Source organism: Streptomyces sp. H27-H1 (genome assembly GCF_026627445.1).
Lineage (GTDB): Bacteria > Actinomycetota > Actinomycetes > Streptomycetales > Streptomycetaceae > Streptomyces.
The window spans coordinates 1-20180 of record NZ_JAPNLJ010000047.1 but is presented as its reverse complement, the minus strand read 5'-3'; the positions used below and the strand labels follow the sequence as shown (position 1 = coordinate 20180).

The window sequence follows — 20180 nt, the reverse complement described above, 5'->3', positions numbered from 1 at the left end:
AGAGCAGACGGCTGACGGCTGACGAAGGTATGTGACCCGGCTCCAGAGAAGGAGGGCAAACGACATGGCAGTACCGGAAGCTGTGCCCGAGGCGAACGGGACGGTGGGTGTGGAAGTCACCCGCATGTCGTTCGAGGAATTCATGGCCATCGGCCCCCAGGGGCTGTACAAGGCCGACCGCCCCGTGGTGATCAAGCTCCCGAGCAGCGTGCAGGGACTCGGCCGGGACGAGGTGGCGGCGCGCCTGGCCGAGATGACCGTCACCCTGTTCACCGAGCCGGGTGACAAGAACCACCCGGGACGCTGGGAGACACGGGACATCAAGCTCCGCGAGTTCTTCGCGGACGAGCGACACCTCACCAGCTCGGACACCTGGCACCGGGTGGTGTCGAACATACGGAGCAGTCCGGCCGATGTGAACGCCGTCATCGGGTTCGACGCCGAGGACCTCTTCGGCTACGGCAGCGCCCTGTACGCGGCCAACCTGTGGATCAGCCACCAGGGCGTGTTCACCAAGAGCCACTTCGACGAGTTCGAGAACTTCAACATCGCGCTCGAAGGCCGCAAGCGGTTCATCATCGCCCCACCCGGTGTGCGGGAGTACTACCCGAGGTCCGTCCTGCGGGGCTTCGGGGACAAGTCCAAAGTGGTCGACCTCGACGACGTCGACCTGAAGCGATACCCGAGACTGGCGGCCAAGCTCGCCCAACGCCGTGACTTCGTCCTCGAACCGGGCCACATGCTCTACCTGCCGCTCGGCTGGTGGCACCAGGCCGAGTCGCTGGACGAGATGAACATCAACGTCAACTTCTGGCTGAAGTCCAAGAAGATCCTCCGTAGGCCGCACGTGCTCGGCGTCGCGCTGTACACGTACGCCTACCGGAGATTCAAGGGTGTCTACAGCTACAGGCCCACCGAGGTGAACTCCTGATGAGCGACCGCAAATCCATCACGCCCACCCACCTGTACCGCAACAACGACAAGCTCATCGGGATCGGCAACGCCTTCTGGAACACGTCCTACGAGAACGGGGTCGCCGGCGTCGTCGGTGACCTCCAGGACGGCATGTTTCACATGGCCGACGGGCACGAGTTCGTCAACTTCACGGTCTGCTCCTACCTGGACCTGGACACCCACCCCAAGGTCATCGACGGTGCGGTCGAGTCACTGCGCCGCTTCGGCGTGCTGGACCACTGCATCCCGCGCACTCGCGTCCAGACGTCGGTCCTGCTGGAGTTGGAGGAGTCGCTCGGCGAGCTGTTCGGCGCGATGGTGATCAGCGCGCTCTCCACCGCTGCGGCCAGCACCGGCCTGCTTCCGCTGATCGCGTCGGGTCATCTCGGCAACGGCACCCGGCCGCTGATGGTCTTCGACAAGAACGCGCACGTCTCGATGGGCAACGTCAAGCCGAGCTGCGCCGACGAGACCGAGGTCGTGACCAGCCGTCACCATGACCTCGACTTCCTCGAGGACATGTGCCGCACCTACGAACGCGTCTGCTACGTGGTCGACGGCTCGGACAGCCTCGGTGGCTACGCGCCCGTGGTCGAGTTGGCCGAACTGCAGGAGAAGTACAACCTGCTCGTCTTCTACGACGACTCGCACTCGCTGTCCGCATACGGCGAACGCGGCATCGGCTACGTGCGCTCACACTCCCCGGTGCTGGACGAGCGGACCATCACCGTGGCGACCCTGACCAAGGGATTCGGGGCCGGTGGCACGGCGATCCTGCTCGACGGCTACTCCGAGGAGACCCGGCGGCTCATCGAACGCTTCGCGGGCCCGCTGGGCTACTCGCAGAAGATGAACGCCGCCGCGGTCGGTGCGGCGATAGCCTCGGCCGAGATCCACCGCACCGAGGAACTGACACACCTGCAGGGGCGCCTGCGGTCCAACATCGCGCTGTTCGACTCGCTCGTCACGACCGAGCAGGCCGAGAGCACGTTCCCGATCCGCGTCGTGCCGATGAGCGACGCGACGGTCGTCGAGGCCGCCAGGCAGGTCTTCGCGGCCGGCTTCTACACCTCGCCGGTGTTCTTCCCGATCGTCGCCCGCGGTACCGCCGGACTGCGCGTGATGCTGCGGGCCGGCCAGACCGAGGAGCAGATCAGACGGCTCTCCGCCGCACTGATCCAGGCCGGGGCGCGTCCGGCGGCCGAGCTGCCCGGGTCGGTGACCGAGTGACCGGCATGGTCAGGGCGGTACCGCGCAGCATCCTGTACACGCCGGCCCTGTCACTGGAACGGGTCGTGAAGGCCTGGTCGTACGACGCGGACGTTCATCTGATCGACCTCGAGGACTCCGTACCGCCCGCCGAGAAGCCGGCCGCCCGCGTGGTCTGCCGGGCCGCGCTGGAGAAGTCGGCGCGGCCGATGAACGTCGCCGTGCGCGTGAACGAGCTCGGCAGCCTCGCCGCGGTGCACGACGTACTGATGCTGGCCGACAGTCCGGTGAAGCCCGGCATCGTCCTGATGACGATGGTGACCTCGGCGGACGAGGTCGACCTGCTGCGCCGGATGCTGGCATCGGCGGGCGCGTATCCGGAGATCTACGTGACGCTGGAGACGGTCGAGGCGGTCACCCGCATCGACTCCGTCGCGCGCGCCGCCGACGGCCTGGTGTTCGGCTCGGCCGATCTGGCCGCCACGCTCGGGGTCGACATCACCTGGGAGAACATGCTGGCGGCCCGCCAGGCGATGGCGATGTCCTGCGCCCGGTTCGACACGGCGTGCATCGACACGGCCAACTACCGGCTCGCCGAACCGGACGTCCTCGCCGAGGAGACCAGCCGGGTGCGGGCACTCGGCTTTCACGGCAAGGTCACCGTGCACCCGAGCGAACTCGACGTGATCAACCGCATCCTGCGGCCCCGGGCCGACGAACTGGGGCAGGCACGCCGGGTGGCGGCGGCCGTGACCGCGGCCAACGGCGGCATCGCCGTCCTGGACGGCAACATGGTCGGGCCTCCGTTCGCCCGGCGGGCGCGCGACACGGTCTCGCGCGGGGACGCCTGGACGAGTCGATTCGGCAGCGATGTCGGCGACGCCGGAGACGGCGGAGAGGCATGACCGCCGCACCGGTGACGGTCGGGGCCGCCGACATGGCCGGCGCCCTGCCGATGACCCGCGTGATCGACGTGCTCGGCGAGATGTTCGTGGACCTGGCCGCCGGCCGGACCCGGTCCCCGGACCGTACCGTCGTCGAGCACGGTGACCGGCGCGTCCTCCTCGTCAGCCCTGCCATCTGGGAGCAGCGCGGGGTGGGCAGCGTCAAGGTCACCACGCTCACCCCGGGCAACCCGGCCCGCGGGCTGCCCCTGATCCACGGGATCGTCGCGCTCACCGACCTGGAGACCGGGCAGATCACCGCCCTACTGGACGGCGCCGAGCTCACCGCGGTCCGCACCGGCGCGGTCGCCGCTCTGGCGACCCGCTGGTGCACTCCCGACGACGCCGACGACCTGGCGGTGATCGGCGCGGGGGTGCAGGCGCGTGCCCTGATCAGGGCGGTGTCGACGGTACGCCCGGTCCGCACCGTCCGGATCCACTCCCGCACGCGCGCCGGCGCCGAGAAGCTCGCGGACTGGATCCGGCACACCGCACCCCGACCCGTCCGCGTAACGGTCTGCGACACCGCGAGGGATGCCGTCACCGACGCGGCGATCATCTGCACGGCCACCTCCACCGATGACGGCACACCCGTGGTGGAGGCGGACTGGGTGGCCTCCGGGGCGCATCTGAACGTGATCGGCGGCACCCACCCGGACGCCGTCGAGCTCGACCCGGCCCTGCTGGTCGACGCCGTGACCATCGTCGAGGACCGGGCCGCGGCGCTGGACGGCGCGGGTGAGATCCGGGCGGCACTGGCCGCCGGCCTGATCAAGGCCGAGGACCTGTACGAGTTGGGCAGGCTGGTGAGCGGCGAGGTCGCCGTCGCCGGCCGGACCTCGGTCCTGCGTACGGTCGGCATGGCCATCGAGGACACCGCTGCCGCGGTGGCGCTGTTCGAGCAGCGCCGTGCGGCCGAGCAGGGACCGGGCGACCCGTCCGCCGTTCCGTCAGCAAGGGAGGGAGTGTCGGATGGACACGCATGAGGACCTCGGTTCGGGAAACGGGCACCCCTGGTTCGGCGGGCACCGGCTGAGGCCCGCCGCGTCGGCGGACACGATCCGGCAGATGCTGCGGCACGAGCTCCGGGACACCGGCTGGCCGCACCAGCAGGTCCTTCCCGCGGCACCGATGGCGATCCCGCGCGCGGCCTACGCCGAGATCTTCCGCGTGAGCGTCGCGCTGATCGAGCTGTTGCGCCGTACCGCCCTGGAGACCGGGCGCACCAACGCGGACAGACTGGCGGCCTATGACATGCCCGCCGACGAGGACCGGCTGTGGATGGACGACTCCTTCATCGAGGAGCGGTACGCCGACAGCGTGGTCCGTCCGGATCTGGTCATAGGGCCGAACGGGCCGCAGTTCGTGGAGTTCAACGTCAGCGGCGCGCTCGGTGGCGTGGTGGAGACGCAGAGCCGTCTGTCGGTGTGGAACAGGCTGCACGCCGACGAGGAGGGCCGGACCCCGTACCGTTCTCCGAACCCGCTCGCCGTACGCGCCGAGATGTTCCGTTCGCTCAGTGCCGAGTTGGCGCTGGCACCGCGGGTGGCCGTCGTCGGCAGTTCCCAGGTGATCGGCGTGGAGCGGCGGTACTTCGAGTTGGAGGCCGACTACTACAACAGTCACGGCCTGACTGCACGCTTCTTCGAGCCGGAGGAGCTGCATCAGGCGTGGGACTGCGCGCCGCACCTGCGTCATCCGATCGGACTGCGGAACTTCACCATTCCCGACTGGCTGGAGGTGGGCCTCGACACCACGCCGGTCCAAGACGCTCTGGACAACGGGTGCGTGCTGGTGGGCACCCAGACGTCGACCTTCATGCACAGCAAGCTCACCATGGGCCTGCTGTCGGAGGGGCGGCCCTGGATGACCGAGGCCGAGCGCAGGCTCGTCGAGCGCTACCTGCCGTGGACCCGGATCCTTTCGGAGCGGAAGACCGACCGCCAGGGTCAGCAGGTCGACCTTCTCCCGTTCGTGCTGGGGAACCGGGACCTGCTGGTGCTCAAGGCCGGCCTCGGGGAGAGCGGGAAGCAGGTGGTCATCGGCCGCGAGGTCGACCAGGCCGTGTGGGAGTCGGCCGTCGGCGAGGCTGTCGGCGGCGGCACCAGCGTGGTGCAGGAGTTCGTGCAACCGCAGACCTGCAGGGTCGCGCTGATCGCCGACGGTTCCGACGAGCCGCACGACGTCGATGTCGCCCCGGTGCTGGGACCTCTGGTGTTCGGCGGTCGACCGGCCGGGTTGTTCTGCAGGTTCTTCGGCGACGGTTCCGCCGGGATCGTCAGCGTCCGAGGCGGGATGAGCAGCTCCGACAACGTGATGGTGGCGATCTGATGGCAGCACCGCTCGCGCTCTGCTCCTCGTACCGGCGTGCAGTCCTCTTTCAGCGATATCAACGGAGTGAAGCCGCATGACCCTGCGTCAGGTCGATGACAACGAGTACGTCGAGGAACACGGCGGGGACTTCGAGGACTTCAAGCCGGGCATGGTGATCCGGCACTGGCCGGGGCGCACCCTCTCCGAGGCCGACAACACCTGGCTGACCCTGCTGACGATGAACCAGCATCCGCTCCACTTCGACCAGCACTACAGCGCCGGCGCCGAGTACGGGAGGGTCCTGGTGAACAGCGGCATCACCCTGTGCCTGGTCGGCGGGATGACCGTGCAGGCGCTGTCGGCGCGGGCGGTGGCCAACCTGGGGTGGGACAAGATCCGCCTGAAGGACCCCGTCTACGTCGGCGACACCCTCTACGCGACGAGCCGGATCCTCGACAAGCGGCTGTCCCGGTCCCGGCCGGGGCAGGGGATCATCACGGTGGAGACGACGGGCGCCAAGTCGACGGGAGAGGTCGTCATCGTCTTCGAGCGGTCGTTCATGGTGCGCTGCCGCGAGGGGGGCAACCCTGCAGGGGACCGACGACCCGCGGACGCGAACACCGTTTCCGACGACCGTCCCACGCAAGAATCTTGAGTGATCGACAGGGGTTCGCACAGTTGACCGATATGACAGGATGTTTGGCATGATCAGCGAGAATCAGCCCAAGGCCGGCCACCGCGACGTTCCCGCCAACACCGAGTTCCGCGAGTTCATGGCCTCCGGATGGTCGGCCGACGACCGTCCGCCCGCGCCCCGCGCCGAGGTCGCCGATCATGCGGCCCGCCGACGGGCGGCCCTGTCCCAGCGGTTCCCCGGCGAGCGGCTCGTCATCCCCGGCGGCGGCCTGAGGGTACGTAGCAACGACACCGACTACACCTTCCGGCCGCACACCGCCTTCGCCCACCTGTCCGGGCTCGGCTCGCACGCCGAGCCCGACAGCGTCCTCGTACTGGAGCCAGGCCCCGAGGGCGGACACCATGCCGTCCTGTACTTCCGTCCGCCGGCCCCGCGGGACTCAGAGGAGTTCTACACCGACTCCCGGTACGGGGAATTCTGGGTCGGCTACCGCCCGACCATCGCCGACATCGAGTCACAACTCGGACTGACTGTCCGTCACATCGACTCGTTCGCCGTTGACTTGGCGAAGGACGGCGCCGCGTCCCGGCTGCGCGTGGTCCGGTCGGCCGACCGGAAGCTCGCCGAGCTCGTCGACACCACCCGCACCCAGGCGGGAGCGTCCCTGACCGGTGAGCAGCAGGAGGAGGCCGACGAGGAGCTGGCCCACGTGCTGTCAGGAATGCGGATCGTCAAGGACGCGTGGGAGGTCGGCGAGATGCGCAAGGCGATCGCCGCCACCCACAAGGGATTCGACGCGATCATCACCACCCTGCCGGAGGCCGTCCGCAAGGGCCGTGGTGAGCGATGGGTCGAGGGCGTCTTCGGCCTGTACGCGCGGCACGAGGGCAACGGAACCGGGTACGAGTCGATCTGCGCAGCGGGCGACCATGCCAACACCATCCACTGGACGAAGAACACCGGCGAGGTCCGCGAGGGTGACCTGATCCTGGTCGACGCCGGGATCGAGATCGACTCCCTGTTCACCGCCGACATCACCCGCACCCTTCCGGTGAGCGGCCGCTTCACCGACGTACAGCGCAAGATCTACGACGCGGTCCACGCGGCACAGCAGGCCGGCATGGAAGCGGTGAAGCCCGGCAACAAGTTCAGCGACATCCACGCCGCCGCGAACAAGGTCATCGCACGCCACCTGCACGAGTGGGGACTGCTGCCCGAGGGAGTCACGCTCGAGCAGACCCTCGACCCGGAGCGCGGCGGCTGGCACCGCCGCTGGATGGTCCACGGGACCTCCCACCACCTGGGCATGGACGTACACGACTGCCAACTGCTGCTGCGCGAGGACTACATGGACGGCGAGCTGAAGCCGGGCATGGTCCTCACGGTCGAGCCGGGCCTGTACTTCAAGGCGGACGACCTGCTGGCACCGGAGGAGTTCCGCGGCATCGGGGTGCGCATCGAGGACGACGTGCTGGTGACCGAGGACGGTTACGAGAACCTGTCCGCTGCGATGCCGCGCGGTTCCTACGAAGTGGAGGAGTGGATCGCCCAGGTGTCAGGTTCTGCAGAAGACCGCTGACTACGGCAGGGCGTCCGCACCGCGTGACGGCCGTGCCCCTGGCGATGATCCGTCAGGGGCACGGCCGACCGAAGCGCTCACGGTTCTCGGGCCATCGACTTTCGGCCTCGGACGCAGTCCGTCCTGAGCTTGAGCTTGCCCCTGCAGCTTCTACCAGGTCGTCAAACCGCTGGAAGACGTCGACGGTGCGCGGTGGGATGTGCTCGTGAGGTAGCGCTACACCCACGATGAGGGACCTCGCCGTTGCCCGGCAGGCCCGCCCAGCGCGACGCGGGCACCTCGCACAGCATCCACGCGTCGGCGGTCAGCCGGTTGCCCTCGTGGCCGAAGGCCGCGGCGCGGGTATGGCCGTGCAGGCGCAGCGGCACCACCATGCGCCCGCCGGGTCGCAGGCCACGGCCACCGTCAGGCGGGTACGCCCTGCCAGGTGCGCGTCGACCTCCATCGACCACTGGATCACCGCCTCGCTGGTCGCGGGCAGGGCCCTGAAACCACGCCGGCACCGGCAGCAGTGGGCGGATGGCCGCCCACTCCGCGTCCGCCATCCCGACGGATACCAGCGTTCCCGGTCCGGATGATCAGCCGCGTTGCCGTACACGTGCGCGAGGCAATCGTACGACACGGCGGACGAGTTCAACTCGGCAGGCGCGGGCGAGTACGACAACGACAACAGGGCCTCCCGGCATCGCTCGGTCAGATTCGCATCCCCGAGCTACCGAGAGGCCCTGCCTTCATGCGCGTACAGCCGGAAGATCACCCGACCAGGAACACTGTTCGACCTGCACGTTCCATGATCCGTTGAGATGCGGCTTCTGATGGGTGCGGCGAGGGGCGCGGCGTGGCGACCGCAGCGGGTGCGGGCCCGCTCGGCGGCGGTTTCGTGCCACTGGCCGAGTTCGGCTGCTGGGGTCGAGTGAGCAGATGCGCGGCGAGGTCGGCGCCCCTCGGCGGCGAACTCCTCGGTGAGCCGCACCCGGTCGGCCACGACCACGCTCTCGTGCACGTTGAGGGCGCCGATGCCGCCGATGTGCACCTCATGGCCCTCGCGGTGCAGCGCGCTGGGGATGACCGAGTGGTTGTTGAGCTCGACGGTGGACGTCTCGGAGACCAGGATCTTGTAGAGAGCGGAGCTGCGGCAGGCTGAGGGGTGCTCAGGAACGGGTGGCGACGGCATCGGCGGTGAGGGTCCGGACGGCGCACTCCAGGCGTGCCTCCAGCTCGTCCCGGGTGTCGGCGACCGCCAGCACGAAGCCGTGCCGGTCACCGGACTTGAGGATCGGCGCGGGGAGCCGGCCGGCCGGGACGGTGATGTGCACCTCGGTCACCCCGGGCAGCGAGGCGACCAGCTCGGTGCTGGTCTCGGGCATCGGCAGGGTGCCGTCGAAGGTGACGTAGCGGATGCCGGCCACCCGGGGGTGCTCCCGCCCGGCGGGCAGCGGCAGGCCGAACAGGGCGGCCATGGTGAGGGCGTACACGTCCTCACCGAGCGCGAGTTGCTGCATGTCGCTGATCCGGTCCCCGCCGGCGCGGCCGTGCGACTCGATCAGCCGGGGGCCGTCGGCGGTGAGCATCAGCTCGGTGTGCGAGGGGCCGAAGCGGTACCCGGTGGCGTCCAGGGTGGCCTGGACCAGGGCGGCCACCGCGGCGGCGTCCTCCGACGGGAGGCGGACCGGGAGGGTGTGGCCGGTTTCCACGAACTGCGGGGCGCCGGTGGTCTGCTTCTCGGTGACGGCGAGGATCCGGTGGCGGCCCGCTACGCTCACCGCCTCGACGCTGAACTCGGCGCCGATCAGGTACTCCTCGACCAGGTGCGGCCCTGCTCCCTCAGCCTCACGCAGGAAGCGGCTGGCATCCTGACCGTCCGTCAGCAGCCGTACGCCCGCGCTGCCGCTGCCGTCCACCGGCTTGACCACGCAGGGCAGGCCTATCCGCTCGATCCCGGCGGCCAGCTCGGCGGTGGTACGGCCGAGGACGTGCGCCACCGGCTTGCCGGCCCGGTCGCCGACCAGGGCGCGCAGTCGGGCCTTGTTCTTGAACGCGGCCAGCGCCTCCGGCGGGTTGCCCGGCCAGCCCAGCTCCTGGTTCACCTCGGCCGAGATGCCCGAGCCCAGCTCGCCGAAGCCGAAACAGACCACCGGCCCAGTGAAAGCGAACTCCCGCAGCCTGGCCACCAGTTCGTCCCTGGACGTGGTCCAGACGGTCTCGATCACCGGCCAGCCGGTGGCCGGCGGCCTCGGCTGGGTGGGGTCGTCCACCACCACCACGGCCAGACCGAGCGACTCGGCGGCGGCGATCATCTTGTCGCGGGGACTGAGCAGCACGGCGGTGGGCATGGTCTCAGGCATGGTCTTGGAGCCTTTCGGTAGGAGGAGGGCGGTGGCCGCCGCCAGGGCCGCCACCGAGCTGACGACGATCCAGGTCCCGCTCCCCTCGCCCAGGGTCTGGAGCAGCAGGCCGCCGCCCCAGGCACCGAGCAGGCTCCCCAGCGCCCCGGCCCCGCTTATCGCGCCCAGGGCCAGCCCGGTGCGACGGGCCGAGACGGCCTTCACCGCCTGCTCGTCCAGGCTGGGCGAGATCAGCATCTCGGCCAGCGTGACCGGCAGTATGAAGACCAGCAGCGCGGCCCAGCCGCCGAGCGGGACGAAGACCAGGTAGGCGGCGGCGAAGGAGAGGAAGCCGAGCACCAGCAGGGTGCGGGAGGAGGCCCGGCCGAAGACGTGCCGCAGCAGGCTGTACTGGAACAGCACGCAGAGCACGCCGTTGACGGTGAAGACCAGCGTGATGGCGGCGGTGCTGCCGGTCAGCCGCTGCGCCGTGATCGGCAGCACCACGTTCAGCTGGTTGTAGAGCGCCCAGTAGGCGGTGCCGATCAGCAGCAGCGGCAGCCAGTGGCGAAGGGACCGTCCCGGCTCGGCCGGGGCGGCGGCCGAGGTACCCGCCGCCCGGGCAGCGGCCACCTGCACCGCCTGCCCGTCACGGGCCGTCAGGTAGAGGCCGAGCAGCAGGTGCGAGGTGATGCAGGCGGCCAGGATCCAGCCGAAGCCGAGCGGGTAGATCGCCGCGCCGAGCGCCGGGCCGGCCACCACGCCGACGTTGACGAAGGTGGAGCGCAGCGCCAGCATCTCGCGCGGGGCCTCGCCCGCCTCGCGGACCAGCCGGGTCTTGATCGACAGGCCGATCAGCGAGCCGCCGATCCCGACCGAGACGATCCCGGCCAGCAGGGCGGGCAGCACGGCGGAGCCGGTCAGGCCGAAGGCGAGCAGCAGGTACCCGGCGATCCGCAGGGTGAAGCCGGCGCCGAGCACCGTCCGTGGCCGGATCCGGTCCACCACCGCCCCGCTGACCAGGGAGAAGCCCTGGGTGCTGGCGGACAGCAGCCCGACCAGGAGCCCGACCTGACCGGTCGGCAGACCCTGGGCGGCCAGCCGGACGGCCAACAGCGGAAGGAACATGAAGGTGGTCAGCCCGGTCAGCAGGACCGTCAGCAGCAGGACCCGGCCGGTCACGGAGGTTCGGCGCCAGGTGCTCACGTCCGGATCACCTCCCCTGCCACCGTGCCGGCGGCCTCCTCCGCGGGCTCCACCAGATTGGCCATCAGCCAGGACTCGGCCTGCGGCGCCCGCTGCTCGACCTCGTCGAGGTCGGCGCCGCGCACGGTGACGAAGCACGGGTGCGAGCTGCTGTTGGCCGGCTTGGCGCCGGGGGCCGGCGCCTGGTTGACCTCGTAGTGGTCGATCCGCTCGAAGGGCGGGCGGGGCGGGGCGCCGACCGGGCGGCCCTGCGGCACCACCGAGATCGAGCCACGCTGCTCGGGCGCCTCGGCGGGGCCCGACGGTACCGGCAGGCCGACCGGCTGGCGCAGCCGGGTGCGGCGCGGGTCCACCCAGTGGGTGGCCCTGGTGAGCTGGGGAATGCGGTGGGCACCCACCCGGGAGGCGATCTCGCAGAGCACCAGGCGGTCGTCGGGGGTGTGGAGAACCTCCAGGTGGTAAGCGCTTGCCTCCGGCGTCGCGAAGGCGTCCAGCACCTGGTCCAAGAACTCCTCCAGCCGGGCGGCGAACTTCTCCTCCGGGTGCAGCTGGAGCGAGCTGGCCTTCTCCCCCGCCGGCGCTCCGGGGCAGCTGCGCAGGTACCCGGAGGAGGCGACGGAGCGGTAGCCGGGCGCGATGATGACCGCGTCCACGTGGTACATCGGGTCCTCGACGGACTGCTCCACCATCAGGCCGTCCCGCCAGTGCCGCCGGGCAAACTCCACCAGCTCGTCGTCGTGCAGCACCACGATCTCCCGTGACCCGCCCTGCCCCACCGGCTTGACCACCACCGGGTAGCCGGTCTCCGCCACGAAGCCGGTCAGGTCGCTGACGGTCTCCAGCCGGGCGTACCGGGCCGCCGGCGCGGTCTGCTCCGTCGTGCGCTTCATCATCTCCTTGTCGCGTAAGGAGAGCGCGCTCTGCGGGGACCGGCCCGGGTTGCCGAGGTCCTGCCTGATCCGCGCGGTCCGCTCCAGGTCGTACTCGTTGTCCGTGATCCGGTGGGTGAACGACCCGTCGGCGGCCGCCGAGCAGCCGGTCATCGGCTCCGGGTAGGACACGAACTCGCAGTCCCGCACGTGCTCATAGGGGGCGAAGCCCTCGGTGCCGGCCAGCTCGTGGTGGCCGTAGACGTGGGGCTCGCCGGCCAGCTCGGGGAGCATGGCGGCGTAGTCGCTCTTCGGGCCGTCGTCGATGACGGCGATCTTGGTCACGGTGTGCAGGCCTCTCGGCGTGAGGGTCTGTCAGGCGGTACGGCTGGTAAGGGTGGTAGGGCTGGTACGAGCGGCAAACAGTTTTAGTAGGTGGCCAGGACGTACGGCGGCGGGTCGTCGTGCACCTCGTACGGGCACCGGGCCCAGTCCATGGCACTCCACGGGCCGGGCAGCTGGGCCAAGTCCTCGATCACCGTCGGGGAGTTTACCCCGGGTCCTGTGCGACCGGGCCCTCCGGGGTGGGAAGCCCGTGTCCACGTACCGGTGGCCCGGTCCGGCGCCAGGAAGACGATCGGCCGCCCTCCGGCGAGCGGGCCCGCAGGTACTGGGAGACCTGCCAGCCGACGCCCGAGGAGAGCCCGGCGAAAACGCCGGTGGTGGCCAGCAGTTCGCGGCAGCCGGCCGCCGAGACGCCGAAGTTCGGCCAGGTGACCATCCACGAGTACCGAGGAGACCGGCAACGCCGCAGGTCCCCGCCGGAAGGTCGTCTTCGGGGTCGACGCCGCGGACGGCAAGCAAGTCGTACGCAAGCAGCTGACGCGTAAATAGCAGCAGGTCAGGGTGGGTGTGGGCAGGGTTGTGTGCCCGGTGGCCGTTGTCGGCTGCCGGGTGTCCGGTTCGGGGAGGGTCAGGCCGCGGTCTCCATTGGGTTGAGGGTGACGGTGTAGCCGAGTTGGTTGAGCTGGTTGATCGCGCGGCGGGTGGCCCGTTCGGGGTCGCGTTGGGTGAAGTAGGTGCCGCCGAGTTCGTTGTAGGGCTGGTGGTGGGTGAGCATGTGCCAGATCGCGGTGATGATCGAGTGCTCGACGGCGACCAGTGCTCTGAGCGGGCCGCGGCGGGCGGTCAGCCGCCGGTAACGGGCGGCGAGGTAGGTGTCTTTGGTTCTGACCGCGCCGAACGCGGCGAGGCCGAGTGCGCCTTTGAGGTAGGGGTTGCCGGGCCGGACTTTGGTGTTCTTGGTGCGGCCGGCGGACTCGTGGTGGCCGGGGCAGACCCCGGCCCAGGACGCGAGGTGCTTGGCCGTCGCGAAGCGGGTCATGTCACCGCCGGTCTCCGCGATGATCACTTCGGCGGTGGCCTGGTTGATGCCGGGGATGGTGTCGAGCAGGTCGAGGGCGTCACGAAAGGGCGCCATCGCCTCCTCGATGCGTCCGCTGAGCTGGTCGATCATCGTGGTGAGCTGGTCGTACTGGTTCAGATGCAGCCGGACCAGGAAGGCGTGGTGCTCACGGAAGCGGCCGGTCAGCGCCTCGGTGAGTTCGGGAATCTTGCTCCGGAGCTTGCGTTTGGCCATCTCCGCGAGGGTCTGCGGGTCGCGTTCCCCGCTGACGAGGGCTTCGAGCATGGCCCGCCCGGAGACGCCCATAATGTCGGAGGCGACCGCGGACAGCTTGATGCCGGTGTCCTCCAGCAGCTTCTCCAGGCGCTGGACGGCCCGGGAGCGTTCCCGGGTCGCGGTGGTGCGGGCCCGGGTCAGGTCGCGCAGTTCCCGGATGGGCTGCGGCGGGACGAAGGAGGGGCGGACCAGCCCGTGGGCGCCGAGCTGGGCCAGCCAGGCAGCGTCCGAGACGTCCGTCTTGCGGCCGGGGAGGTTCTTGACCTGGCGGGCGTTGACCAGGATCACGTTCAGATCGTCGGCCAGCACGTAGTAGAAGGGCTTCCAGTAGTCCGAGGTCGCCTCGATCACCACCAGCGTGACCTCAGCGGCCAGCAGATGCTCGCGCAAGGCCAGGACCGCGTTCGTCGTCGAACCCCAGGTCGTGGTCTCGGTGGTGAACGATCCCCGCCGTTTCGTACTCGGGGTCCGGACGCACACCTTGGCGTCCTTCTTGCTGATGTCCAGGCCGGCGCACCGTTCGTGCAGTACGTCCACGCTCCCGCTCCCTCCCGCTCGGTATGCCGTTCCGGGAGGGCCAGGGTGAATCAGGAATTCTGACGCACGTGCTCACAGCAACACTCCACGGTTCCCGCGGAAGGCCCCCAGCACCACGCTGACCTGCGAGCTCACAGGCATCACAGAGGCATCGGTTTCGGCCGGAACGAACCCCACCACCATCCCGGACCAGCAACAGGCCCCGTCAAAGCGGACAGAAGCACCCCCGGCGCGCGCCACGACATTTACCACGCCCCCGGCGCGCACCGAAGGTGCGCTGGATCGCTGACCAGCGACGCCGCCGCCTTCCAGCTCCCCGAAGGCGAACTCGGCAACGGCGACCACCGGTGGCGGATACGCGTAAAGACGGCACCACCGCACCGGATGGACCGCTTGGTGCGCCTTCACCGTGAAGCGCGGCTGAGCGGCCCCCGGATGAACAACACCTGGTGACAGGCGCCGCACAGCGGCGTGATGCCCGCCGGCACAGAGCCCGCGGGCCGCTCCTCGGTCCGTGGTCGTCAGGCCTTCGCGAGAGCCGCGGCACCGAAGGAGACGTCGAAGCGGTCGCACCAGATGCTGACGCTCGTGTACTGGGAGAGGTCGACATCGGCGGGAAGGGTGTAGTTCTGGTCGCCCCTGTTGCCCTTGAGCTTGCCCAGGTTGACGTACTCGCCGTCGTCGAAGACGTGCCAGCCCACCTTCCCTTCCTTGACCGGCGCGTCGGTGAGCCACACCCGCAGGTCCGGCCCGTTGCTCGTGTCGAGGTTCTCCAACCGCAGCATGTGCGAACCGTCGGCCAGGCGGACGGTCTTCACACTGCTAGTCGTCTTGTGCTCATGACTGATCAGCTCGCCCGCAGCGATCGTCTGCGGCCCGGCCGGGGCCGACGGCGAGGCAGTCCTCTTCGGCTGTCCAGACGCCATCGCTGTCGGGGTCGGTGAGGCTGAGGACAGCGCGTCCCGCACCGTTTCGTCCTGCCACAGTTTCCACGGCTGGAACCAGTACGTTCCGGCCCCAACAAGGACCGCCGTTACCGCGGCGACGGCGAGCACCACCGGCCGGCCCGCTATCCGTCCACGCACCGTGACAACCCCACTTCCCCGGTCTCTTGCCCGAGAGTAGACGGCCCGCGTCGTCAGGATGGACTCGCATCCGGATCCAGGACGGGATTCAGGAGGCGGTCTGAACATGGGGTGAGGTGGCCTCCTCGCACGCGGCACGGTGATCGCCCCGTCGGGGGAATAGTCCGAAAATCTATTCTGGAAACACTGCCGTACCAGCCAGACTCTCCGCATGACCGGTCGCACACCCGGCGAACAGCCGAAACCCGATGAGCAGTGGCCAACGGTGCCCGCCGGGTATGAGCACACACCCGAACCCGGCGCCTACGGCTCCTTCGGGCCGCCGCCGCAACCGTGGACGGTCGCACCCAGTCCCAACGCCCATGCCGGCGGACGGTTCAAGGGCCGACCGGGGCACCCGGCCCGCCGATGAAGACGTCTGGGTCTCGCTGCGCCACTCGTTCGTGGTGCTCGACGAGATTCAGGCCAGCCCCGAGAACCGCCTCGAGCTCGTCTCGATGCTGTTCGACAACGACTCCCTGCGGGCCGGCCACGCCGAGAAGCAGGCGAGGTGGACCGACCTGCTCGCCCCCCCCTGATCGAACCGAAGCTGCCGGCGTCCGGGGCGCGCAGCTTCGCGGCCAGGGCCATCGTCGCGACGGCCATCACCTGCCTGCAGGCCGCCACCGAGGAATGGCTGCGGCTTCGGGGCTCGACTCCGCTGTTCGACCTCTACGACACGGCGATAGAAGCCATCCGTATCTCGAACTGACGCCGTCGGGCGGCCATGTCCACCGCCCGCTCTCCGCTCAACGCTTCACGATCCACGTCCAGCGGCACTGCCCGCGGCCTTCGGCGCGCCTGTGCGCACTCGAAGATCCCGTTAACCACACGACGTGCCCGCACATCTCACGAGAGCAGATGAGTGCGTTGTGGCAAACCGGATCTCGTTCGAGGCGTGCGGCGCGGGTGACCATCTGCACGGAGGTACGGGTACGGCCGCGGGCATGAAAGAACGGGCCCCTTGGTAGTGACGCGGTTACGACACCCAGCACGACCAAGGAAGCCCGTTGCCTGATCAGTTGAGCAGTATCTCTGTGCCCGCGTCCACCGCGGTCACCCCTGGGTGTGACTGCTACGTGCACCGGTTCGGTTCGATCGCTCCGGGGCGGCGGGCGGGCTGCTATCCGAGTGACATGGCGGACGCGGAGTGGGGCGAGGTCCGCTCCGCGATGCCGGTGCCGGCCTGGCTCCTCAAGCAGGGCGGGCGCCCGGAGGGGCATTGCCACCGGCAGATGGTCGACCAATGCCACGAAGTTAAGGACCTGTTGGCGATGTCAAGGCTTCGGGGACGGTGATCTTGTAGGTGCTCGGTGCCGTGCGGATGAGCCGGCCGTTGCGAGCCCAGTAGCAGAATTGCGCGGTGAGACTGCTGAGCGCGCGCCCCGTGGAGGCGAGGCCGAGGCGCTGTGCGATGTCGCGGGTGTGCATGGCCTCGTTGGAGTTCGCGGCCAGGATCTGGCAGACCAGGCCCCAGCGGCCCGAGAGGGCTCGGCCTGGATCGTGCTCACCGGGGAGGGCCGGGGGATGCACGGTGATCTCGATGGCGGTGATCGGGGTGCTGTCGCGTGGGCGCCCGTCGCGGTTCCAGATGTTGTATCGGGAGGTTCCGCACTTGACGATGCGGGCGGACAGCCGCATTCGGCGCCCAGGAAGCAGTGCATGCAGGACGCGGGCGCCGATGTGTCCGACCAGGTCGTGGTGGCTGCTCGGCCCTGAGTCGGGACTCGTTCCGATCAGGTTGACGACGGTGTCGCGGGCGGCCTCCAGGGCGACGGTAAAGCCGGCCCGGTCGGGGTCGCAGCCAGGTGTTGTCTCCACCGCGGTCACCATCACGGAGCGTAGGGCCTGGTAGAGGGTGAGCAGTGCCCACATCTCTTGGTTGAGACCTATGGGGTCCTTCGAACGTAGAACTCGGCCTTTGAGCAGAGTGTGACGGAGCGCCAGGTAAGTGATCTCGATCTCCCAGCGCTCATGGTAGAGACGCACGAGATGGTCGGCGGGATCGGTACGGTGGTCGCTGAGGGTGGTCAGCAGTCGGTAGGTTCCGCCGAAATCGCCGCCGGCGGCAGTCCGGGAGTGAATTTCGGCCTCGATCACCCGCAGCGGCAGGCCCCCGATCCGGGTCAGGTAGGAACCGTCGGGCAGCACGGCCAGCACCGGCGGTCGTCGGGTGCTGGTAGCGCGGATCAAGAATTGTGCTCCCTGAGCTGCGATGTCTTCGAGTAGTTCGTTGCTGTCGAAGGCGCGGTCCGCCAGCAGGAGCATGTCCGTGGTCAGGTGGCCGACCAGGTCGTGGGCGTAGTCGGTTTCGCCTTTCGAGGCGGAGCCGAAGACAGCGGCGATCAGGCCGCGGGTGCCCGTTTCGCACAGGGTCATGAGCATCAGCCGGGGGTAGCCCGTCGGGCCGTGGCGGCGCTGGGTGCGGCCGAGCCAGGACCGGTTGCGCTCGTGGTCGGGGACGTTCAGGCTCCCGCAGCCGTCGAATGCGACCGTGCGCCAGCGGCGGTAGCGCACTCCAGGCGTGGACGGCTGGGCCAGTGGGCCTGCCAGGACGTCGAACAGTCGATTGAGCGGGGCCACCCCGATTCGCCGACGCAGATCACGCAGTGCCTTCTCGGAGGGCTGCGGCACCCGTGCGGACAGGCCGGACGTGATTTTGCCCCACACCAGTTCGCTGCCCAGATGCTCGAACAGCCCGAGCGCGAGCACAAAGTACACCCCGACACGCGAGGGAAGGCTCCGCAGCCGTTGCTCGCGAGCCCCGGTCTCGTCCAGCACCGCATCGACCAGCTCGGGTGGGATGACCTGGGTTAACTCACCGATATGACCGGGCGCGAACACGTCGGTTCCGCCCGTGACAGACTGAGCCACTTGGCCTCTGCTCTCTTTGGAAGATCTTGGGCGATCCCCTGGATAGCAGAGGCCCCTCCTTCATCTCGCCCCCCCTTGACACCGCCGCCGAGCGCCTAACTTCGTGGCATTGGATGATCGACGCGATGCGTTACCTCGTCGACAACGGTGTGAAGTGGATGGCCATGCCCGTCGACTTCCCCTACTGGCGGGCCGTCTACGACTTCTTTCGCCGCTGGCGGACCTACGACTACGTGGGTGAACTGCACGAACGCCTGCGTCGCACGGCCAGGGAGCGCAAAGGCCGCAACGCCGAGCCCAGTGCGGGGATCACCGACAGCCAGTCGGTGGACCCTCCGAGACCGTCGGCGAGGACAGTCGCGGATACGACGGCGGCAAATCACGCGACGGACGCAAGCGCCACATCCTGACCGACACCGAGGGCCTGCTCCTCGAGGTCACCGTGACGACAGCGGACGTGCACGACTCCAAGGCCGCCCCCGCACTGCTGGAGACATTCATGGACCAGCCGGGCCGGTTGCTGAAACTGGTGTGGGTCGACAGCGCCTACCAGGGCCCGGCCCTGGCCAAGGCGTTCGCCCGCCACGGAGTCCGTATCGAGGTCGTGCGCCGCTCCGACGGGCAACGCGGATTTGTCGTACTGGCCCGCAGGTGGGTGGTGGAACGAACGCTGTCGTGGCTTTCTCGCTCACGCCGCCTCAACCGCGATCACGAACGCCGCGCCGATCACCACCAGCAGATGGTGTGGTGGGCCGCGACGATCAGGCTGTCGCGCCGGATGGCCGGCGACGCCCCGCGTTGGCCGGAGAAGCGCCCCGACCGACTGGCCCGGGCGCGGGCATGAACCGCCCGCTCTTCTCCCGCACCAGCCAGCCCCGCTTCTCCAGCGCGTAGGCACGGTGCCGGATCCTCTCCACCTCGTTCTTGCTGTCCGCCTCCCGGCCCACCGCCCGCGCAAGCTCCACCCCGCCCACCGGACCCGACGCGGTCACCACCGCGGCGAACACCTCCCGATACAAGCCGTTGAGCATCTCCTCACCCATACCCGACCGCCACACCGGCGGCCGCTCGTCATACACCGCCCCAGCCCCCGCGCCAGAGCCGCTCGATCCCACAGTGGCATCCACCCCACCACCGGACGGCACCGGAGCCGACATGTCGACCGCGCTCTCCTCGGCCAGCACCGACTCGAGCTCCTCACGCCCCACCCGAGCACGATCGACACGCTCCCGCGCGGCATCCACCTCCGCCTGAGCCTGCTCCAGAACCTCCGTCCAAGACTCCAGATCCTGCCTCGCCCGCACCTCACGCCGTTCCATCAACCCCAGCACCGACGGCATCGGACCCTCCTCGATCAACAACAAGCCGTCCGCTGCCTGCCCCTACCCCTCCACGATCATGCTCCGAGCACGAAGAAGCCCCTGCTCATCGAACTGAGCCGCCCCGAAGTTCCCGGACAGCAGTCCCACTACAGTGGGACTGTTCGGAAAGGGAAGTCGGTTGTCGCAGAAGCGTAGAAAGTTCTCTCCTGAGTATCGGGAAGAGGCAGTGAAGATGGTGCTCGAGACGTCACGTCCGGTGGCCCAGGTTGCCCGGGAACTCGGACTTATCGAAGGCACACTCGGGAATTGGGTTAATGCATACCGGCGGGACCATGCGGGGGAAGAGCCGCCTCTCACCTTGGACGAGCGTGCCAGGCTCCGAGCAGGAACGTGAGCTGAGGAAGCTGCGACAAAAAGTCGCCTTCCTGGAAAAAGTTGCAGCGTACTTCGCAAAGGATCCTCGGTGACGACAAGTTCGAATTCATCGACGCGGAGTACGCCGCAGCCATTTCGAAAACCGAAGACGCCCCGCCTGTTGCGAAGATGTATGCATGGCTCGAAGTGTCCCGCTCTGGATTCTATGAATGGCGCGGCAGGCCGCTTTCGA

The 20180-nt window shown here is 69.0% G+C and carries 19 protein-coding genes and 1 pseudogene; 12 read left to right on the top strand and 8 right to left on the bottom strand.

Going from position 1 to position 20180, the window contains the following annotated elements; all coding sequences use genetic code 11:
• Nucleotides 1–64: 64 nt before the first annotated feature.
• The 7 genes from OTB20_RS34030 to OTB20_RS34000 all read left to right on the top strand — a co-directional run bounded on the left by OTB20_RS34030 (nt 65) and on the right by OTB20_RS34000 (nt 7636).
• Nucleotides 65–931, top strand: coding sequence for a cupin-like domain-containing protein (locus OTB20_RS34030; protein ID WP_267823528.1), 867 nt, complete (start codon nt 65–67; stop codon nt 929–931).
• Nucleotides 931–2184: an aminotransferase class I/II-fold pyridoxal phosphate-dependent enzyme gene (locus tag OTB20_RS34025; RefSeq protein ID WP_267823526.1), complete on the top strand. Its 1254-nt coding sequence runs from the start codon at nt 931–933 to the stop codon at nt 2182–2184. The genes OTB20_RS34030 and OTB20_RS34025 overlap by 1 nt, the downstream gene beginning before the upstream one ends.
• A complete protein-coding gene (locus OTB20_RS34020) occupies nt 2181–3068 on the top strand; it encodes an HpcH/HpaI aldolase/citrate lyase family protein (RefSeq protein WP_324290452.1) in 888 nt (295 codons plus the stop codon). Before OTB20_RS34025 ends, OTB20_RS34020 begins: the two co-directional genes overlap by 4 nt.
• Nucleotides 3065–4093 carry an ornithine cyclodeaminase family protein gene (locus OTB20_RS34015; protein WP_267823524.1) on the top strand — a complete coding sequence of 343 codons (1029 nt, stop codon included), beginning with the start codon at nt 3065–3067 and terminating at the stop codon, nt 4091–4093. Before OTB20_RS34020 ends, OTB20_RS34015 begins: the two co-directional genes overlap by 4 nt.
• Nucleotides 4080–5438 (top strand): hypothetical protein, encoded by a 1359-nt coding sequence (locus tag OTB20_RS34010; protein ID WP_267823522.1) that lies wholly within the window; start codon nt 4080–4082, stop codon nt 5436–5438. The genes OTB20_RS34015 and OTB20_RS34010 overlap by 14 nt, the downstream gene beginning before the upstream one ends.
• 76 nt (nt 5439–5514) lie before the next feature.
• On the top strand, nt 5515–6075 hold the full coding sequence (locus OTB20_RS34005) for a MaoC family dehydratase (RefSeq protein ID WP_267823520.1): 561 nt from the start codon (nt 5515–5517) through the stop codon (nt 6073–6075).
• 49 nt (nt 6076–6124) lie between these two features.
• A complete protein-coding gene (locus OTB20_RS34000) occupies nt 6125–7636 on the top strand; it encodes an aminopeptidase P family protein (protein WP_267823518.1) in 1512 nt (503 codons plus the stop codon).
• A gap of 712 nt (nt 7637–8348) precedes the next feature.
• Here the strand turns inward: OTB20_RS34000 and OTB20_RS33995 are convergent.
• The 6 genes from OTB20_RS33995 to OTB20_RS33970 form a co-directional block, all read right to left on the bottom strand.
• Nucleotides 8349–8810: a hypothetical protein gene (locus OTB20_RS33995; RefSeq protein WP_267823516.1), complete on the bottom strand. Its 462-nt coding sequence runs from the start codon at nt 8808–8810 to the stop codon at nt 8349–8351.
• Entirely contained in the window at nt 8788–11166 is a 2379-nt protein-coding gene (locus tag OTB20_RS33990; RefSeq protein ID WP_267823514.1) for an MFS transporter, read from the bottom strand. The genes OTB20_RS33995 and OTB20_RS33990 overlap by 23 nt, the downstream gene beginning before the upstream one ends.
• On the bottom strand, nt 11163–12380 hold the full coding sequence (locus tag OTB20_RS33985) for an ATP-grasp domain-containing protein (protein ID WP_267823512.1): 1218 nt from the start codon (nt 12378–12380) through the stop codon (nt 11163–11165). Before OTB20_RS33985 ends, OTB20_RS33990 begins: the two co-directional genes overlap by 4 nt.
• A gap of 205 nt (nt 12381–12585) precedes the next feature.
• The gene (locus OTB20_RS33980; RefSeq protein WP_267823510.1) at nt 12586–12816 is read right to left on the bottom strand and encodes a hypothetical protein; all 231 of its coding nucleotides are present in this window, start codon (nt 12814–12816) and stop codon (nt 12586–12588) included.
• Between the two features lie 192 nt (nt 12817–13008).
• Entirely contained in the window at nt 13009–14253 is a 1245-nt protein-coding gene (locus OTB20_RS33975; protein WP_267823507.1) for an IS110 family transposase, read from the bottom strand.
• 521 nt (nt 14254–14774) lie between these two features.
• Nucleotides 14775–15311 (bottom strand): DM13 domain-containing protein, encoded by a 537-nt coding sequence (locus tag OTB20_RS33970; RefSeq protein WP_420716542.1) that lies wholly within the window; start codon nt 15309–15311, stop codon nt 14775–14777.
• A 389-nt stretch (nt 15312–15700) separates the two neighbouring features.
• Here OTB20_RS33970 and OTB20_RS33965 point away from each other — a divergent pair, with 389 nt between their 5' ends.
• Both OTB20_RS33965 and OTB20_RS33960 read left to right on the top strand, forming a co-directional pair.
• A complete protein-coding gene (locus OTB20_RS33965; protein ID WP_267823505.1) occupies nt 15701–15916 on the top strand; it encodes a hypothetical protein in 216 nt (71 codons plus the stop codon).
• Nucleotides 15889–16089 carry a hypothetical protein gene (locus tag OTB20_RS33960; protein WP_267823504.1) on the top strand — a complete coding sequence of 67 codons (201 nt, stop codon included), beginning with the start codon at nt 15889–15891 and terminating at the stop codon, nt 16087–16089. The genes OTB20_RS33965 and OTB20_RS33960 overlap by 28 nt, the downstream gene beginning before the upstream one ends.
• A 545-nt stretch (nt 16090–16634) precedes the next feature.
• On the opposite strand, the gene OTB20_RS33955 is transcribed toward OTB20_RS33960, so the two are convergent.
• The gene (locus tag OTB20_RS33955; RefSeq protein ID WP_420716540.1) at nt 16635–18251 is read right to left on the bottom strand and encodes an IS4 family transposase; all 1617 of its coding nucleotides are present in this window, start codon (nt 18249–18251) and stop codon (nt 16635–16637) included.
• Between the two features lie 113 nt (nt 18252–18364).
• Here OTB20_RS33955 and OTB20_RS33950 point away from each other — a divergent pair, with 113 nt between their 5' ends.
• Together OTB20_RS33950 and OTB20_RS33945 are read left to right on the top strand one after the other, a co-directional pair.
• Nucleotides 18365–18661: a transposase gene (locus OTB20_RS33950; protein WP_324290451.1), complete on the top strand. Its 297-nt coding sequence runs from the start codon at nt 18365–18367 to the stop codon at nt 18659–18661.
• Nucleotides 18652–19095, top strand: a pseudogene (locus OTB20_RS33945) (transposase); the annotation flags it as partial. The gene OTB20_RS33950 and the pseudogene OTB20_RS33945, both read left to right, overlap by 10 nt.
• Here OTB20_RS33945 and OTB20_RS33940 read toward each other — a convergent pair.
• Complete coding sequence (locus OTB20_RS33940) at nt 19013–19591, bottom strand: hypothetical protein (RefSeq protein WP_267823498.1); 579 nt, start codon at nt 19589–19591, stop codon at nt 19013–19015. The pseudogene OTB20_RS33945 and the gene OTB20_RS33940 overlap by 83 nt on opposite strands.
• Nucleotides 19592–19724: 133 nt before the next feature.
• Between OTB20_RS33940 and OTB20_RS42930 the strand changes: the two genes are divergently transcribed.
• Complete coding sequence (locus tag OTB20_RS42930) at nt 19725–19967, top strand: transposase (RefSeq protein ID WP_420716539.1); 243 nt, start codon at nt 19725–19727, stop codon at nt 19965–19967.
• Nucleotides 19968–20180 lie beyond the last annotated feature (213 nt).

Coding starts and splice junctions, on each gene's coding strand:
- OTB20_RS34030 (WP_267823528.1), top strand. CDS start 65: ATGGCAGTACCGGAAGCTGTGCCCGAGGCGAACGGGACGGTGGGTGTG.
- OTB20_RS34025 (WP_267823526.1), top strand. CDS start 931: ATGAGCGACCGCAAATCCATCACGCCCACCCACCTGTACCGCAACAAC.
- OTB20_RS34015 (WP_267823524.1), top strand. CDS start 3,065: ATGACCGCCGCACCGGTGACGGTCGGGGCCGCCGACATGGCCGGCGCC.
- OTB20_RS34010 (WP_267823522.1), top strand. CDS start 4,080: ATGGACACGCATGAGGACCTCGGTTCGGGAAACGGGCACCCCTGGTTC.
- OTB20_RS34005 (WP_267823520.1), top strand. CDS start 5,515: ATGACCCTGCGTCAGGTCGATGACAACGAGTACGTCGAGGAACACGGC.
- OTB20_RS34000 (WP_267823518.1), top strand. CDS start 6,125: ATGATCAGCGAGAATCAGCCCAAGGCCGGCCACCGCGACGTTCCCGCC.
- OTB20_RS33995 (WP_267823516.1), bottom strand. CDS start 8,810: ATGCCGTCGCCACCCGTTCCTGAGCACCCCTCAGCCTGCCGCAGCTCC.
- OTB20_RS33980 (WP_267823510.1), bottom strand. CDS start 12,816: ATGGTCACCTGGCCGAACTTCGGCGTCTCGGCGGCCGGCTGCCGCGAA.
- OTB20_RS33965 (WP_267823505.1), top strand. CDS start 15,701: ATGCCGGCGGACGGTTCAAGGGCCGACCGGGGCACCCGGCCCGCCGAT.
- OTB20_RS33950 (WP_324290451.1), top strand. CDS start 18,365: ATGATCGACGCGATGCGTTACCTCGTCGACAACGGTGTGAAGTGGATG.
- OTB20_RS33940 (WP_267823498.1), bottom strand. CDS start 19,591: ATGCCGTCGGTGCTGGGGTTGATGGAACGGCGTGAGGTGCGGGCGAGG.